This window comes from Pirellulales bacterium, from assembly GCA_036490175.1.
Taxonomy (GTDB): Bacteria; Planctomycetota; Planctomycetia; order Pirellulales; family JACPPG01; genus JACPPG01.
Genome location: DASXEJ010000027.1, coordinates 1 through 15,566 on the forward strand (window position 1 = coordinate 1; position 15,566 = coordinate 15,566).

The following is a 15,566-nucleotide window of genomic DNA, read 5'->3' on the forward strand; positions in this document are numbered from 1 at the left end:
GCGACCGTGCGCACTTCGACCTTCAATCCTAGCCGCAATCGCAGCTCTTCGGCCACGCGACCGGGCTGGTCGAGATGGTCTTCGATTTCGACCAGCAGTTGGTCCATCTCGGCCACTTTGTGCGCGGTGAGCCGATATTCCGGCACCTCGGGAAAGCTGCGCAGGATCTGTTCGATGGCGCTGGGGAATACATTCACGCCACGTACGATCAGCATATCGTCGGCCCGCGCCAGGACGCCCCCTTCGAGCAGGACGAAACCCACTGGACGGTCATGTTGCCAAGAGGGCCGAACTAAATCACCTGTACGATACCGCACGACCGGGCACCCGGGCCGCCCCAGCGTGGTCAGCACCAACTCGGAAAGCTCTCCTTCGTGCGCCGGACCGCCCGTATCAAGCGACAGAAACTCGGCGATGAACTGGCTTTCGTTGATGTGCAGTCCGCTGCTCTCTACGTCGGCAAAGCCCCATGGTCCTACTTCCGTGGCCCCCGCGTGATCGAAGACCTGGGCCTGCCAGGCGTCCTCGATTCGCCGTCGCACGGCGGGAATCGAACCTCCTGGTTCGCCGGCCAGGATCAGTATGCGGACCGGGAGAGCGCCTGTGTCAATTTGTCGCTCGCGCGCAACCTCGGCCAGGTGCAAGGCGTAGCTGGGCGTGCAGAACATCACGGTCGCCTGGCTGGTGCGCAGCAGTTCCAACCGCGCGAGCGAATTCATACCGCCCCCCGGAACCACCAAGCAGCCGCGGGCAATCGCCGCGTCGTGGGCGCTCCAAAAGCCGACGAACGGTCCGAACGAGAATGCCATTACAGCGACGTCTTGGTGCGTGACCCCGGCGGCATCGAGGATGTAGTTCCAGCAGGTGATCCACCACTGCCAGTCCTCAGCCGTGTCGAGCACCACCAGCGGTCGCCCGCGCGTGCCGGACGTCTGATGGAAACGGACGTATTGCTCACGCCGATACGTTAGATTGGCCGCGTAGCCGCCGCTGCCCGGCGCGCCGAGCAATTCGTCCTTGAATGTAAACGGCAGGTGGGCCAACTCGTCGAGCGACTTCAGCGGCAGCCGGGCGCTAGCGAACTTGGCCGCATAGAAGGCGTTGTCGGGCAGGATTTTTGCCAGCAACTCGTTCACACGATCAAGCTGATACTGATCGAGCGCGGCGGGATCGAGAGATTCCAATCTGCGACGTGTCTCGGGTGTGGTATCGGGCATGTAAGAATCATAAGTAGCGCTACCGCAGGTGACTAGCGGTTGCGGCACCACCTGACCTTACGGTAAGTTTGCCTTCTCTGCCCGACCGCCAACGCCGCGTTAGGCGCCCGCACGACGAAATCGCAGATTCCGCTGGCAGCGCCAATGCTCTTGACTCACGATAGTAGGCACCGGCCCAGTCGGCGCCGCCGCGGCTCGACCGAGCGTCTCTGGCGAAATCGTCCTGTTGTTCATTGTTCAAAGTCGTCACAGTCCCGCGTTGGAACGATCAACTTATGTCGACTGCTCCCCGCAAGACCGCGCTGCTGATCATCTTTCTGACGGTCTTTATCGACTTGTTGGGTTTCGGCATCGTCCTGCCACTGTTGCCGATTTATGGCAAGGCGTTTGCCGAGAAGCACGGCTTCTCCGAGCATCAGATCGGCATAATCGTGGGGTTGTTGATGTCGAGCTTCTCGGCCATGCAGTTTGTATTCTTGCCGATCTGGGGAAGGCTGTCCGATCGGTTCGGCCGGCGGCCGGTCATCATTATGGGACTGGCGGGCTCGACGTTTTTCTATGCCATGTTCGGCGTGGCAACTATGTGGCGGAGCCTGGCCGGACTGTTCGTCACGCGAATCGGCGCGGGCATTGCCGGCGCCACGATCTCGACCGCTCAGGCCTTCATCGCTGATTGCACGCCCAAGAACGAGCGCGCCCGGGGGATGGCATTGATCGGCGCCGCCTTCGCGCTGGGGTTCACGGTGGGGCCTGTGCTCGGGGGCGCTGCACTGTTGGCGGGTGGAGACGTGGTTGCCAGTCCCTGGCCCGGTTTCCTGGCCGCGGCGCTGTCGGGCGGGGCTTTGCTGCTGGCCATTGCCCGCTTGCCGGAATCGCTCACCCGTGACAGCGAGAGTGCCGCGCGCAGTCTGTTCGATCGCACAGCATTGCAGGCCGCGCTGTCGCGACCGTCGATCGGGCTGTTGCTGGCGGCATCGTTCGTGGCAGTCTTGTCCTTTGCCAATTTCGAGTCGACCCTGTCGGTGCAGATCGAGCATTTGGTCGACAACAAGCGCGGCGAAAACGTCATGGACGAGATGGCAGACGTCTTGGAGCCCGCACAGGGCACCGCTGATCCGTCGGCTGTGGGCGCAGTGCCGGCCGGCGTCCGCTCCGGGGCGCTCGCGTGGTTGGCTTCAATCGGCGAACGACTGGGCTATGCTAGCGCTCAGGAGCTGACACTGTTTGTTATTCTGGTGACATTTACATACCTAGGAGTGATCCTCACCCTGGCGCAGGGGTTTCTCGTCCGCCGCTTGTCGGGCCGCTTGTCCGAAGGGGCGATGGCCGCCGGCGGTGCCGTGACGGCGATCGGGGGTTTTGTGCTGCTGGCCGTGGCCGCGCAGCGCAATGATTTCTCGTTATTGCTCGAGGCCATGGCCCTGGAAGTGATCGGCTTTGCCTTCGTCAATCCGTCGCTGCAATCCCTGCTGTCGCGCCGCAGCGATCCACGCGAGCAAGGAAGCATTCTCGGGCTGGGGCAAAGCATGACAACGCTGGCGCGCATTCTGGGGCCGGTGCTCGGCATGAGCCTGTTCGCCCGCCGCTCGGACTTTCCTTACTGGGCCGCGACTGGGCTGATGGTGCTGGGCCTGGTGATGATCGTGACGGCAGCCCGCAGCGGTAAGGATTTTGTAGAGTAAGGCGCGAGGAAGTAAGCGGCAGTATTCAATCGTCGGTCGTCAGTAATCCGTAGATCGCGGCTATCACCGAAGACGGCCGCACGATGGGCTGTGTCCTGCGCGCGAAGGTGTTGCCGGGTCGGCGCCGAGCTATTCGGCGGCGCCGCAACCACCGCCGCCTGGCGTCTCGACGATCAACTGATCGCCGGGCTGGGCCGTGAATTGGGCCTGGCTAGCAAGCGCTTCGCGCGTTCCGTCGGCGTGCACCAGCGTGTTGCACCCCAAAGCGCCCGCGGCGCCCCCCGCAAGACCATAGGGGGCGTACGGTCCGCGACGTTGCGAGAGGATGGAAACTTCGAGCGTGCGCAAGAATTCGATCCGCCGCACAACACCGTCGCCACCTCGATGGGCGCCCGCGCCTCCCGAGCCACGACGAATCGAAAATTCGTGCAGCCGCACCGGGTAGCGCTGCTCGAGCACTTCGGGATCTGTTAGCCGGGTATTGGTCATGTGCGTGTGGACGGCATCGGCACCGTCGCCGGCAGCGGTTGCGCCTGCACCGCCGCAGATGGTTTCGTAATAGCCAAACGTGCCATCGCCAAACAGCACGTTGTTCATGGTTCCCTGGCTGGCGGCCGCCACGCCCAGTGCGCCCAGCAGCACGTCGACCACGCGCTGCGACGTTTCGACATTTCCACCAACCATGGCCGCGCTTTGTTCGGGCGTGGCACCCGCAGTGGGATTGAGCAGGCACACGGGCAGCACGATCCGCACCGGAGCCAGCACGCCTTGATTGAGGGGAATATCTTCGTCCAGTAGCGATCGCAGCACATACATCACGGCCGCGGTGACGATGGCGCGATTGGCATTCAGATTACCAGCCAGCACCGGATCGGTGCCGCTGAAATCGATCGTCGCCTCGTCGCCGCGCACGTCGATCGTTACGGTAATGCGGGAACCGTCGTCCAAGTGATCGGAAAACCGATGCAGTCCGTTTGGCAATCGCGCCAGAGCGGCCCGCATCTTCCGCTCGGCAGCCCGCTGGATATGGCCCATGTAAGCCGTCACGACGGCGAGCGAATGGCGCTCGACCAGTCGTGCCAGGTCGCGGGCGCCTTGCTGATTCGCCGCGACTTGCGCCGCGACGTCGGCCAGGTTATCGGCAACCTTACGGGTGGGGTAGGGACCGGACTGCAACAACTTGCCAAGTTCGTCGAGCCGCGACTGGCCGGCGTCGACCAGCTTGAAATTGCTAATCAATGCGCCTTCCTCGGCCAGATTCTGCGAAAAGGGCGGCATCGAGCCCGGCACAATGCCGCCAATCTCGGCATGATGGGCCCGGCTGGCCGTGAAAAACAACAACTGTTTTCCGTCGACATCGAACAGCGGGGTGACGACCGTTACGTCTGGCAGATGAGAGCCGCCGCGGTACGGATCGTTGGTGACAAAAACGTCCCCCGCACGGATCGTGGGGTTGTCGGCCAGGACGCAGCGGACAGTCTCGCCCATCGCCCCCAGGTGAACGGGAATATGCGGGGCATTTACAACTAGATCGCCTCGCGCTGTAAAGACGGCACAGCTGAAATCGAGCCGCTCCTTGACATTAACGCTCGAGGCGGTGTTGCGGAGCGTGATGCCCATTTGCTCGGCAATGGCGGCAAATCGATTATTGAAGACTTCGAGCGTGGCCGGATCGCATACCGTCGTAGCGACGGCCACCCTGGGGTTTGCCACGTCCGCCGCGCCCGTAGCTGCAGCGGTCAACAACAATTCGCCACGTGACAACACCTCGCCACGCCAACCGGGATCAATGATGGTTGTCGACATTCCTTCGTGCACAAGGGCCGGCCCGCTAATGCAGTCCCCGGGACGTAATTGGGCCCGATCGAACACTCCGGCTGTGCATGCTTGCGCTTGGAAATAGATCGTCGCATTGTGTTCTGCCACGGCATCGTGCGGCGTGGCATGCGACGACCGTTGCTCGCGCGTCACGGTGGGACCGATAACTTCGACACGGACGGCGACGATCTCTAGGGCCCGCCCCTCGTGCCGATAGCCGTACAGTTTCTGGTGGGCCTCGGCATAGGCTTCGGCATAGGTGCCTGTCGAAGGCGCCGGAATGGTAAGCCACGCGTCCAGCCCTTGATATCGTAGGTCTAGCGCCGGACGTATTTCGACATGCTCGGCGGCCGCACCCTCGGCAAGCACCTCGGCGCGGGCGGTGGTGGCCATCTCGCCCATTTCGGTTTCGAGTTCCTGCAAGACTGCGTCCGAGTATGGCCGATAAACGCCGCGCACTGCGTGGCGGACGATGTCGGCCACGCCAATGCCGTAAGCGCTGAGGATTCCCGCATCGGGATGCAACAGCACCTGGCGGATTCCCAGTTCATCGGCCACGGCGCAACAGTGCTGGCCCGCGGCGCCTCCGAAGGCGACCAGCACGTACTCGCGTGGGTCGCACCCCTTGGCAATTGAAATCGATTGAATTGCCTTCACCATGTTAGCGTTGGCAACGCGCAAGAATCCGTCGCACAATTCGACGGGCGTATATTGCCGCGACGTGGCCTGACGGATTTCGCTAATCAGTGCGCCGAGACGAGCCTCGACAGCGTGCCGATCGAGCGGAAAGGGAAAGTGCGCAGGCAGAATCTTTCCCAGATAAAGGTTCACATCGGTTACCGCGAGCGGCCCACCCCGACCATAGCACGCCGGCCCCGGATCGGCACCGGCGCTTTGCGGACCAACCACGAGCTTCGCGCCGTCAAAATGGCAGATCGACCCGCCGCCGGCAGCCACAGTTTCGATCGAAATCATCGGCGCCACGACCCGTACGCCCGCCTTTTCGGTCTCGTACTCCAGTTCGAAGCGGCCGTCGAACCGCGAGACGTCGGTGCTGGTGCCTCCCATGTCGAAACCGATTGCCTGAGAGAAACCGGCCGCTTGGGCCACGCGCGAGAAGCCGACCACGCCCCCGGCCGGCCCAGACAGGATGCTGTCCTTGCCGACAAACTGCTCGGCCGCAACTAAACCCCCGGCCGACGTCATGATGCGCAGATCGGCCGCGGGCAGCGAGCGACGCAGTTGGCCGACGTAATCGCGCAGGATCGGATTGAGATAGGCATCCATCACCGTTGTGTCGCCCCGGGCGACGATCTTCACCAAGGGCGCCACGTGGCTGCTGACGCTGATTTCGGCGAATCCCACCTCCCGTGCGATTTGAGCCACCAGCTCCTCGTGGTCGGCAAACCGATACGCGTGCAGCAGGCAGATCGCCAGCGAATCGATGCCCGTGCTGCGGACGTCGCGCAGTTGCCGTCGCACCAGGTCGGGCTGCGGGGCGACCAGCACGTGACCGGCGGCGGTGACGCGCTCGTCGATTTCGACCACAGCGGCGAACAAGGGCACGCGCTTTTTGATCGTGAGATCGAACAGCCGCGGCCGATTTTGGTAGCCGATCGACAGAATGTCGCCAAACCCGCGCGTAGTAACCAGCGCCGTCCGCGCTCCGCGCCTGGTTATCAACGCGTTGGTGCCGCGCGTGGTCCCCAGTCGAACGACCAACCGAGGCATCTCGGCATCCAGCGGCAGACCGACCAAATAGCGAATGGCAACGACCGGCGCTTCTTCGTCCGAGAGTAGCTCGTAAATCTGGCCTTCCTGCGGACGAGCGTTGAGAGGGGTGGCGAGTACCATTTTGCCGCCTGCAAAAGTGGCCACACGACTTTCGCCCACGGTTTCTCCACCCGGGCCAAGCAGCCGCAAACTGTAGTCAGACCAGAAGCCGGCCGGATCGACGGCGCGCTGCGGATCGACGATTTGCGAGGACGTTGAATTGGCGGCCACAGTTCCCTTTGTTACGCCCGAGCTGAGAAGCTTGTGCCGTAACAGAAGGCCGTCGGGCCGGCGAGCAAAGCAATCGGTAAACGTGCCGCCGACGTCGATCCAGAATTCCCACGGTCGCTGTGACATGGGAGCCGAGTGTGGCCGAAAAGTGGCCCGCTAGCAACTGGCCGTCGCCCTTTTTTGCGGCCGATGTCCGCAGCGACCTTTGAACCTACTTTGTCTTGTTGCCAACTGAAATTAAATGCGAGTAGGTGCGTAGATACATCCGTCCGCCTGCCACGGAAGGCGTGCTGCGGCTGTCTTCACCCAAGGGATTGCGGGCAAGAAGCTCGTACTGGTCGGTTGCTGAAAGAACCACGACCTCGCCATCTTCGGCGATACAGAATAGGCGATCTCCCACGCAGATGGGCGATCCGGAAAAGTTTCCACCGACGCGTTGCTTCCACAAAACCTGACCGGTCGAGGCTTTGACGCACATGGCCACTCCCTTGTCACTCCACAAGAAAACCAGATCTCCCTTGCCAAGCATCGTCGGAACGTACGGAGCCGAGTCGGTGAGCTTCCAGACTTCGCGAGGTTGGATCGAACCGTCTGGTGTGCCGGGCTGCACCGAGGCGACGTAATTACCGCCGCCACCGGACCCACAACTTCCCCAGATCATGCCACCCGCCAAGACGGGCGAGGCACAAGTGCGCTTATCAAAGACATCAAGTTCCCAATTGCTTTTGCCGGTCTTGGGATCAATTCCTGAAACGCCGTGTGCGCCGGAAAGAAAAATCAACTCGTCGGCCAGGCCCTCGCGCGCCAGGACGCAAGGGGTGGCGTACGATACGAACTCGGTTTTGCGAGTGGTCTGCCAGCGCAATTTGCCGGTGTGGCGATCGAAAGCGAGCAGCGAGCTCTCACCATCCTGGTCATTACCCAGGATGAGAAGGTCTTCGTAAACAATCGGCGAAGGGCCGGCGCTGTGCATGCTTACATAGGGCCCCAGGTCGAGCTTCCATTTTTCCTGCCCGTCGTGACTCATGGCGAGCAACGTGTATTCCTCGGGCGTAGACCAGACGAAGTACGCATGCTCTTCGTCGCAGGCAGGGCTAGGTGTCGCAAAACTGTTGCGCAGATGCTTGGCGTGGACTACCGAGTCGTAGCGTCGCTGCCAGAGAATTTGGCCATCGGTTGCGTGTACGCACATCAGAATGCGCTCGGCCGTTGCGTCATTGGCACTTGTGAGAAAGATTCGATCTCCCCACAACACGGGGGACGAATGGCCAATCCCCGGCAATTCGACGCGCCAATTGTAGTCCTGCTCAGTCCAGCTGCTCGGAATTCCACGAGCATCGCTTAAGCCCGTGCCATTGGGACCACGAAAACGACTCCATTCCTGGGCATCTGCGACGGCAACCATGGGAAGGAGAGCAAATCCCACGAAGACGTGGGCCACAGACAAATGCGAGGTGGTGACGCGTTTCATTCGTCCGTTCCTGATTTTCTAGGCAGGGAGGTTCGTGGGGCAGGGGACGGCGAGCGGAATCATCGTACCGGCTGCGCAACGGCAAGGCTAGCAGCCGGGATGTTAAAGAAGTGCGCAGGATCAGACCGGGCAGCAGCGCCCTGAAGACCCGCACGGCGGTACTAGGTGGCCGCCGCATCGCAAGGCTTCATTTCCCGTCGGTTGCTGTTGAATTCGGCAGGAATCCCAGCGTCTTTTAAGTGAAGATCGCTATCGCCGCACGATGCCGTATTCCTCAATCTTGCGATAGATCGTGGCCCTGCCTACGCCCAGCAGTTTGGCGGCGTCGGGCACGTTGCCGGCCGTGCGCTTCAGTGCCTCGACGATCAGCCGCTGCTCCCAAACGTCGATCCGCAGCGAATCGAGTTCGCCCGTGCTACCGGCATCCTGCAGGCCGAGATCTTGTTCATCGATCGCTTTGCCGACCGCCAATACGACCGCGCTGTCGATCACGTTGCGCAATTGCCGCACATTGCCGGGCCATTGATAGGCGAGCAGTCGTGCCCGGGCGCCGTCGGACAGATCCAAGCCCGGCCGCCCGTGCTGTTGGCGAAAATGTTCGAGAAAGAAGTTGATGAGCAAGGCGATATCCTCGCCCCGTTCGCGTAGCGGCGGCACCACGAGCTCGAAGACGCTGAGCCGATAGTAAAGATCCTCGCGAAATTTCTTTTCGCGCACGTACGACAGCAGATCGCGATTCGTGGCCGCGATCACCCGCACGTCGACCTGGACTTCTTTCGTTGCCCCCACCGGCAGAAAAGGGTGCCCCTCAAGGATGCGTAGTAATTTGGATTGGCCCATCAGTGTGAGCTCGCCCACCTCGTCAAGGAAGAGCGTTCCCAAATCGGCCTGCTGGAAGAAGCCAGAATGATCTCCGGCTGCTCCGGTAAACGAGCCGGCCTTGTGGCCAAACAACTGGCTTTCCATCAAATCGGCCGGGATGGCCGCGCAGTTCACAGACAACATGGGCCGATCGACCCTGGGACTGGCGCGATGGACGGCCCGCGCGACCAGTTCCTTGCCGGTGCCACTTTCGCCGCGCACCAGGACGCATCCGCTGGCCCGCGAAATGCGCGCAAGTTTCGACTTCATCTCCAGCATGCCAGGGCAGTTGCCAAGCAACTCGTCGTAGCCGGGAGAGCTGGCCTTGAGGCGCGCCAGATCGGTATTGAGAGTTTCCTCGTGCCTGGCTCGCGCGAGCGCAACAGCCGTAATATTGGCGACCGAAATGGCGAACTCGAACTCTGATTGGCGGAAGCGGCCATGATCGAGATAAACGTGCATTGCGCCTAACACACTGCCTGCCTGCACGAGCGGTACGCAAAAGGCGTCGGCGAAATCCTGCGATCTTTCTTTTTCATCCGCGGATCGCTGATTGGCGGTCCATACGGCGTGCCCTTCCTCGGAGACCAACCGTGTTAGCTCCTCGCTCAACGACACTTGCTTGGCGGCCGTCTCTGGCATGACTAACTTCGGCTTCAGACGCCCTTCGTCGCTCACCCACAAAAAACCCACCACGGAGGCACCGCAGCGCGTACGCAACAGGTCGAGCGATTCGCGAATCACCTCCTGAGGGTCCGCGCAGCCCAAGAGCTTGATGCTCAACTGGTACAACAGCAGCAGATCTTGGGCCTGATCCGAGTCCTGAATTGCCGACAGCGCCAGGTCGCTGCCGATGAAGTCTCCCATGACCGTATCGCGGACGATGGTCTCCTTGCCAAGATCCGAGAATACCGACCCGGCGGTAGGAGGCTGGTCGCTTTGATGAAAGCTGAACTCGCAACTCCCCACCCGCAACGAGTGCCCCTCGCCCAGTACGACTTCATCAGCCTTCTGCTCATTGACGAACGTGCCGTTGCGACTGCTGGCGTCACGGACCCGCCACTGCTTATCGAGATAAAAAACAATGGCATGAACCCGGGAACAGAGCGGGTCCAAAAGCGTGATCGTACACTCTTCGCCGCGCCCGATGCGGGTCTCGCGGGCTTCGTTCAGCAGGTAGTTCATGCCTGCCTGCGGCCCGATCGTCATGGTCAGATAGTTGTACAACGGGGGCATATGCCTTTCGCCAATTCGAGTTCGGCAAGTTTGTGCCCACTATAATACACAGTTGCGGGCTGCGGTGGCGGGGGCGGAAGGTTAGCTGTTGGTCGGGCTTCCTGGGTCTGTCTGACTAGGGGTGCAGATCGGGGTAGACTGGCGTCGTACCGATAGCGACTTTGACTTGCCAGCGTGCCCGAACCGGCATCGATGTACGGAGCGAGAATTCGTGTTGGAACCAACTCGCCCAAACGATTGTGTCGGCCTGCTCATCGTCGGCCATGGGACGCGCGACGAGCGTGGGTCGGCTGAGTTTGCTCGCTTAACCAACGCCGTAGCCGCGATGGTGCCTGAAACGATCGTCGAAGGCTGCTTTTTGGAGCTTGTCGAACCGGACATCCCGCAAGGTATTCAACGGGCGATCGATCGCGGGGCTCGGCGGCTGGCGGTGGTGCCCTTGCTGTTGGTGGCGGCAGGGCACGCTCGGCGCGACATCCCGCAGCAAATTGCCACGGCCATGGCGCGATTTCCAGGGGTGGAAATCCGCCAGACCCAGCACCTTGGCTCGCACCCTGCACTATTGGAGGTGGCCAAACGACGTCACTTGCAGGCTCTTGCGCGGCGCGCCGGGGTCCCCGTCGCGGACACCCTGCTACTAGTTGTCGGACGAGGGACCAAAGATCCCGCGGCCAACGCCGAACTATGCTCGTTTGCCCGTCACCGTTTTGAGCAGACGCCCGTCGGTTGGCAAGAGACCTGCTTTCTGGCGATGACCGAACCCTCGCTGGCTCGCGCCCTCAACCTGGTGCGGCAACTCTCTTTTTCTCGGGTCGTGATTGAGCCCCACTTCCTGTTTCAGGGAGAATTACTCGATCGAGTGCGGAAAATGGTTGCCGATGTTGCCGCAGAATGCTCGGGCAAGGAGTTCATTGTTTCCGAACGGCTGGGAGCCGATGAATTGCTGGCCGAGGCCATAATCGAGCTGGCCGGAGTCAGGCCTTCCAAGACCCGCCGAACCGCCGCGGACCATGAAGATGACAACTTTTCAAGTAAACTCTAGCGAACGGTGCCAAACACAAGCTCTCTCGCCGCCGTAAGTAGACTATTCAGCCGTCTTTGCGGCGCCCGGTTGATATTGCTTTTAGAAAGACCTCCGTATAGTATCGTCTAACTTGTTGTCTTTGATGGACTTAGACTAAAGCCGCCCGACGCTGGATTCAGTCACACCCAAGCGGTTGGGTGCCGCGGATGTTTCTTTTGCTGGTCCCTGACGAGACCTTGCAGGGCACGTCTGTGACCGAAATCGTGACTTTCATCCTGGATCTGGCATCTCTCCAGTTACCGAGCAGAAAAGGATTTGCAATGCGTCATCTTCCTGCTTGCGTTCGCCGGTTGCCCATGTACCGCGTTTCCCTGGCAATTCTGACTGTGGCTATAACAGCCCCCAGGGCCGTACAAGCAGATCCGGTCGGGCCGACGGATGACGATCATAATGTGACCAAGGCGGTTGTGCAGTTGCTGCGCAGCCAGCATATGTCGAAACATCCGTTGGACAACGAGATCGCGCACCGCTGCTTAGACCGCTTTCTGAAGATGCTTGATCCGATGAAGGTCTACTTCATGCAGTCGGACGTTGATGGCTTCAAAACGCGCCAAGACGATTTAGATGATCTTATCCGCAAGGGGGACGTGGGCTTTGCCTACCAGGTCTTCAACGTGTTCCTGAAGCGGGTTGATGAACGCGTAAAGTTAGTTGACGAACTGCTCAAACGAGATCAAGACTTTACGATCGACGAGGACATGGTCACTGATCCCGATGCCACGCACTATGCCAAAAGTGAGGCAGAAGCGCAGGATATGTGGCGGAAGCGCGTGAAGTACGACTTGCTGGTCCTCAAGGCCGCCAAGGTAAAGAAGCCTGCGGCAGATAAAGACGCAAAGGACGATGCTACTCCGCCGGCCGCTGACAAGCCCCCTGAGGACCCGCGCGAGAAGCTTTCCAAGCGCTATCACAACTTTGCTCGCCGTATGCATCAGTACGACAATGACGAGTTGTTGGAAGTGTACCTGACGGCACTTTCGACCTCGTTCGATCCACACACATCGTACATGTCGAAACACACGCTCGAGAACTTCGAAATCGAGATGCGTCTGCAACTCGATGGCATCGGCGCGGCATTGATGGCTGGCGACGATGGCTACACCGTTGTGACCAAGGTCGTGCCGGGCGGTGCTGCTGACAAGGACGGTCGATTGAAGGCTGACGATAAGGTGGTCGGCGTTGGCCAGGGTGCCGAAGGCCCGATCGAGGATATCGTCAACATGAAGCTCTCGGACGTCGTGCAGAAGATACGCGGTCGCCGCGGCACGGTGGTTCGTTTGGATGTCATGCCCGCGAATAGCACCGAGAAACGGGTCTACAACATCACGCGCGACGAGATCAAGCTGACCGATAGCGAAGCCCGCCCCCGCATTGTCGATCAGACCAAGGGAGGCCAGAGCTATCGAGTCGGAATCATCGACCTGCCGAGCTTCTACATGGATATGGAGGGCGCTCGGAAGGATCTACCGGACTTCAAGAGCACGACCCGCGACGTCCGCCGTATTTTGGAGGATTTCAAGGCCAAGGGCGTGCAGGCCGTCATCCTCGATCTGCGCATGAACGGGGGAGGTTCGCTGCCCGAGGCCATTAGCCTGACCGGTCTGTTTATCGACGAAGGGCCGGTCGTGCAGGTGAAGGATGCCGATGGGCGCGTGCAGCAATACGACGACCTGGAACGCGGTACGGCCTGGGATGGACCGCTCGTGGTATTGACCAGCAAGTTTAGCGCGAGTGCCAGCGAGATTTTCGCCGGTGCGATTCAGGATTACCATCGCGGACTTGTCGTCGGCGATAAATCGACGCATGGCAAGGGGACGGTGCAGAGTCTCCTTGACCTGTCGCGTCAATTCTTTGGACGCATTCCCAACGCCCCGCAACTGGGCGCGCTGAAGATCACCATGCAACAGTTTTATCGCCCCGACGGCGATAGTACGCAAAACCGCGGCGTGGTGGCCGATATCGAGCTGCCGTCCCTCACCAGTCAGGCTGCCATGGGTGAAGCTGATCTGGACTACGCTTTGAACTTCGACAAGGTCGAGGAAGTGCCGTATCGGCAGACGCAATCGGTCGATACGCATTTGATCAGCCAACTCAGCAAGCTCTCGGCCGACCGACGCAAGGACTCGACCGAGTTCCAAGGTGTAGTGCGGAATGTCGCCCGCTACCAGGAGCAGAAGAATCGTAAGACGGTCACGTTGAACGAGCAGAAGTTCCTGGCCGAGCGCGAGGAGATCAACGCCGACAAGGAAGAAGAAAAGGAACTCGAAGATCTTGCCAAGCAGAACAAGCCGGTCTTCGATCCGGAGAACTTTTATAATCGCGAAGTATTGGCGATTACGGTCGATTTGCTTCAGCTAACTCGGTTGGCCAAAGCAAACTGATTCCTGGCGAGCGTTGAAAATCAAAACGAGACCAATGCTCATGCCGCGAAAGCAGCATGGGCATTTTTTTTGCGCCGACCGAAAGGGTCTTTTGTCGTCCGTGCGTGCGGCAGCGCCACAGCCTATTTTCCGACAGGTACTTCGGAACCCGGCAGACGATCGGTACGCACAAGTAGCGAAAAAGGCGCGAGACAATGCCAGGACCGCGGCGCAATCAAACGTCAGTGTCGCCAAGTGCGGCAGCCCTACAAGTGCCAGCCATTGACCCAAGCATATGCCAACGCGCAGCACAGCGGAAAAAGAATGAATACCGCCATATACGTGTATAGCGTGGTCCAGGTGTTGCGAGGCCACCGGGCCATTTCGTGGGGTTCCTGATTGCCGCGTCTGTGACTGGTCGACGTGCGCGTTCTTAATTATGCGGCTGTGCCGGAGGTTGGCAAGGATGCATCACGCAGCGTTGCGCGTCCTCTCGCTCGAACATGAGTCGGAGAGAAATCTTGGTCCCTGATTGCCGGAGCATCCCGCTAGGTAAGAACGCCGTTGGCGACGATCGCGTCGGCCAACTCGTTTCCGAGCGTTACGAAATCGCTCGCCCCTTGCGGTGCCGAGCGCAGATCGGGATCGACTGTGGTGGCTGTTACGGGCGTCGAAGTGACGAGCATCGTCTGCAGGTCGCACACTCCGTACTGTACTGCGAGTGCAGGATCGGAATTCGTCGCTAATTCGCGCTGCAAGTCGAAGGCCGTTATTGCGGCGTTTAGATACACCGCCACATCAATCAGCGCAGCGCGATAGTTTGGGTGCGCGTGGATTTCGCGTCCGCAAACTCTATCAATTGACTTTGCTGCGCCGCGAACGGCTACCATCACCCGGTCGACCAATGTGCGCAGCGCATAAGTGTACGCAATGTTGGCATAGTCGTTGGGCGCGAGATACGTGTCCACCGCCGCGGTGACAGCGCCGCAGCCGGTATGGCCAAGCACAACCAGCATCTTGAGGCCGCGTCCTAGGTGGCGCACAGCATAGTCGAAGCTTCCTAGCCCTTCGGTCCCTAGCACGTTGCCGGCAACGCGGACCACGAACATTTCGTTAAAGCTTTGATCGAAGATCGATTCGATGGGCACACGGGCGTCCGAGCAGCCCAGCACCAGCGCGAACGGTTGCTGATCGAGCGCCGCCCCCGGCAAGAACGGCAAGCCCATCGAGACTGGACTAATATGCACGATCGTCTCGCTGACCGTGGTCTCGCCCATGGTCGCTTGCTGCATCTTGCCCACGATTTCGACTAGCCGGCGATTGCCGTCGACCAGCGCCTGGGTGGCAGACGCGACATCGACAGGCCGATTCACGACGATGGGCGCGAACGGGTCGTACCGATAAATCAAATCCATGTTTCAATTCTTCAAAATCAGATTGCGGGCCAGAGAAAAACTACCAGCCGGTTATCGGCTATTCGTCCGAGGGCGGCGCTGCGTCGCCAGATTCTATGGTCGCACGTACCTCCAGCACAAGTTGCCCTGGCGCGGCCTCTGGGTCGATGAGCTTCACATCGAAACGGATGCCGTGCGGCAGCACCTGGCCCACTTTGATTCGAGCCGCTGGACCACCGGTTTGCCGGTGTTCGACTCGCGGCACCGCGGCGAATGGCGGACAGAACGCGACGTGAATATATGCCGTAGTTTGGCCTGGCGCGAAATAGGCCATGAAAGTGCCGACCAATCGATCACAGCCGCTGGCCGTCTGCACGCGCTCGATGCACTGGCCCGTACGATCTGAAGTTATCCGGATCGGGAGGGCAGGCGAACGCGC

General features: G+C 60.5%; 9 protein-coding genes. 3 read left to right on the plus strand and 6 right to left on the minus strand.

Annotation, left to right across the window (positions count from 1 at the left end; genetic code table 11):
• Positions 1 to 1,217, minus strand: a 1,217-nt coding sequence (locus VGG64_02670) for an AMP-binding protein (protein ID HEY1598475.1), incomplete at its 3' end; no start/stop codon positions are given.
• 275 nt (positions 1,218 to 1,492) lie between these two features.
• On the opposite strand from VGG64_02670, the gene VGG64_02675 reads away from it, so the two are divergent.
• On the plus strand, positions 1,493 to 2,899 hold the full coding sequence (locus VGG64_02675; protein ID HEY1598476.1) for an MFS transporter: 1,407 nt from the start codon (positions 1,493 to 1,495) through the stop codon (positions 2,897 to 2,899).
• Between the two features lie 129 nt (positions 2,900 to 3,028).
• On the opposite strand, the gene VGG64_02680 is transcribed toward VGG64_02675, so the two are convergent.
• The 3 genes from VGG64_02680 to VGG64_02690 form a co-directional block, all read right to left on the minus strand.
• The gene (locus VGG64_02680; GenBank protein HEY1598477.1) at positions 3,029 to 6,847 is read right to left on the minus strand and encodes a hydantoinase B/oxoprolinase family protein; all 3,819 of its coding nucleotides are present in this window, start codon (positions 6,845 to 6,847) and stop codon (positions 3,029 to 3,031) included.
• Positions 6,848 to 6,932: 85 nt separating this feature from the next.
• Positions 6,933 to 8,192, minus strand: a complete 1,260-nt coding sequence (locus VGG64_02685; protein ID HEY1598478.1) for a PQQ-binding-like beta-propeller repeat protein — start codon at positions 8,190 to 8,192, stop codon at positions 6,933 to 6,935.
• Between the two features lie 249 nt (positions 8,193 to 8,441).
• Positions 8,442 to 10,289, minus strand: a complete 1,848-nt coding sequence (locus VGG64_02690; protein HEY1598479.1) for a sigma 54-interacting transcriptional regulator — start codon at positions 10,287 to 10,289, stop codon at positions 8,442 to 8,444.
• A gap of 211 nt (positions 10,290 to 10,500) precedes the next feature.
• On the opposite strand from VGG64_02690, the gene VGG64_02695 reads away from it, so the two are divergent.
• Both VGG64_02695 and VGG64_02700 read left to right on the plus strand, forming a co-directional pair.
• On the plus strand, positions 10,501 to 11,331 hold the full coding sequence (locus VGG64_02695; GenBank protein ID HEY1598480.1) for a sirohydrochlorin chelatase: 831 nt from the start codon (positions 10,501 to 10,503) through the stop codon (positions 11,329 to 11,331).
• A gap of 302 nt (positions 11,332 to 11,633) precedes the next feature.
• Positions 11,634 to 13,754, plus strand: coding sequence for a carboxy terminal-processing peptidase (locus tag VGG64_02700; GenBank protein HEY1598481.1), 2,121 nt, complete (start codon positions 11,634 to 11,636; stop codon positions 13,752 to 13,754).
• A 527-nt stretch (positions 13,755 to 14,281) separates the two neighbouring features.
• On the opposite strand, the gene VGG64_02705 is transcribed toward VGG64_02700, so the two are convergent.
• Both VGG64_02705 and VGG64_02710 read right to left on the minus strand, forming a co-directional pair.
• Positions 14,282 to 15,148 carry a carbonic anhydrase gene (locus VGG64_02705; protein HEY1598482.1) on the minus strand — a complete coding sequence of 289 codons (867 nt, stop codon included), beginning with the start codon at positions 15,146 to 15,148 and terminating at the stop codon, positions 14,282 to 14,284.
• Between the two features lie 58 nt (positions 15,149 to 15,206).
• A partial coding sequence (locus VGG64_02710; GenBank protein HEY1598483.1) for a hypothetical protein occupies positions 15,207 to 15,566 on the minus strand: 360 nt, incomplete at its 5' end.

What these genes read in the sequence shown, in the direction of transcription:
- VGG64_02675 (HEY1598476.1), top strand. Translation starts at nt 1,493, where the DNA reads ATGTCGACTGCTCCCCGCAAGACCGCGCTGCTGATCATCTTTCTGACG.
- VGG64_02680 (HEY1598477.1), bottom strand. Translation starts at nt 6,847, where the DNA reads ATGTCACAGCGACCGTGGGAATTCTGGATCGACGTCGGCGGCACGTTT.
- VGG64_02685 (HEY1598478.1), bottom strand. Translation starts at nt 8,192, where the DNA reads ATGAAACGCGTCACCACCTCGCATTTGTCTGTGGCCCACGTCTTCGTG.
- VGG64_02690 (HEY1598479.1), bottom strand. Translation starts at nt 10,289, where the DNA reads ATGCCCCCGTTGTACAACTATCTGACCATGACGATCGGGCCGCAGGCA.
- VGG64_02700 (HEY1598481.1), top strand. Translation starts at nt 11,634, where the DNA reads ATGCGTCATCTTCCTGCTTGCGTTCGCCGGTTGCCCATGTACCGCGTT.
- VGG64_02705 (HEY1598482.1), bottom strand. Translation starts at nt 15,148, where the DNA reads ATGGATTTGATTTATCGGTACGACCCGTTCGCGCCCATCGTCGTGAAT.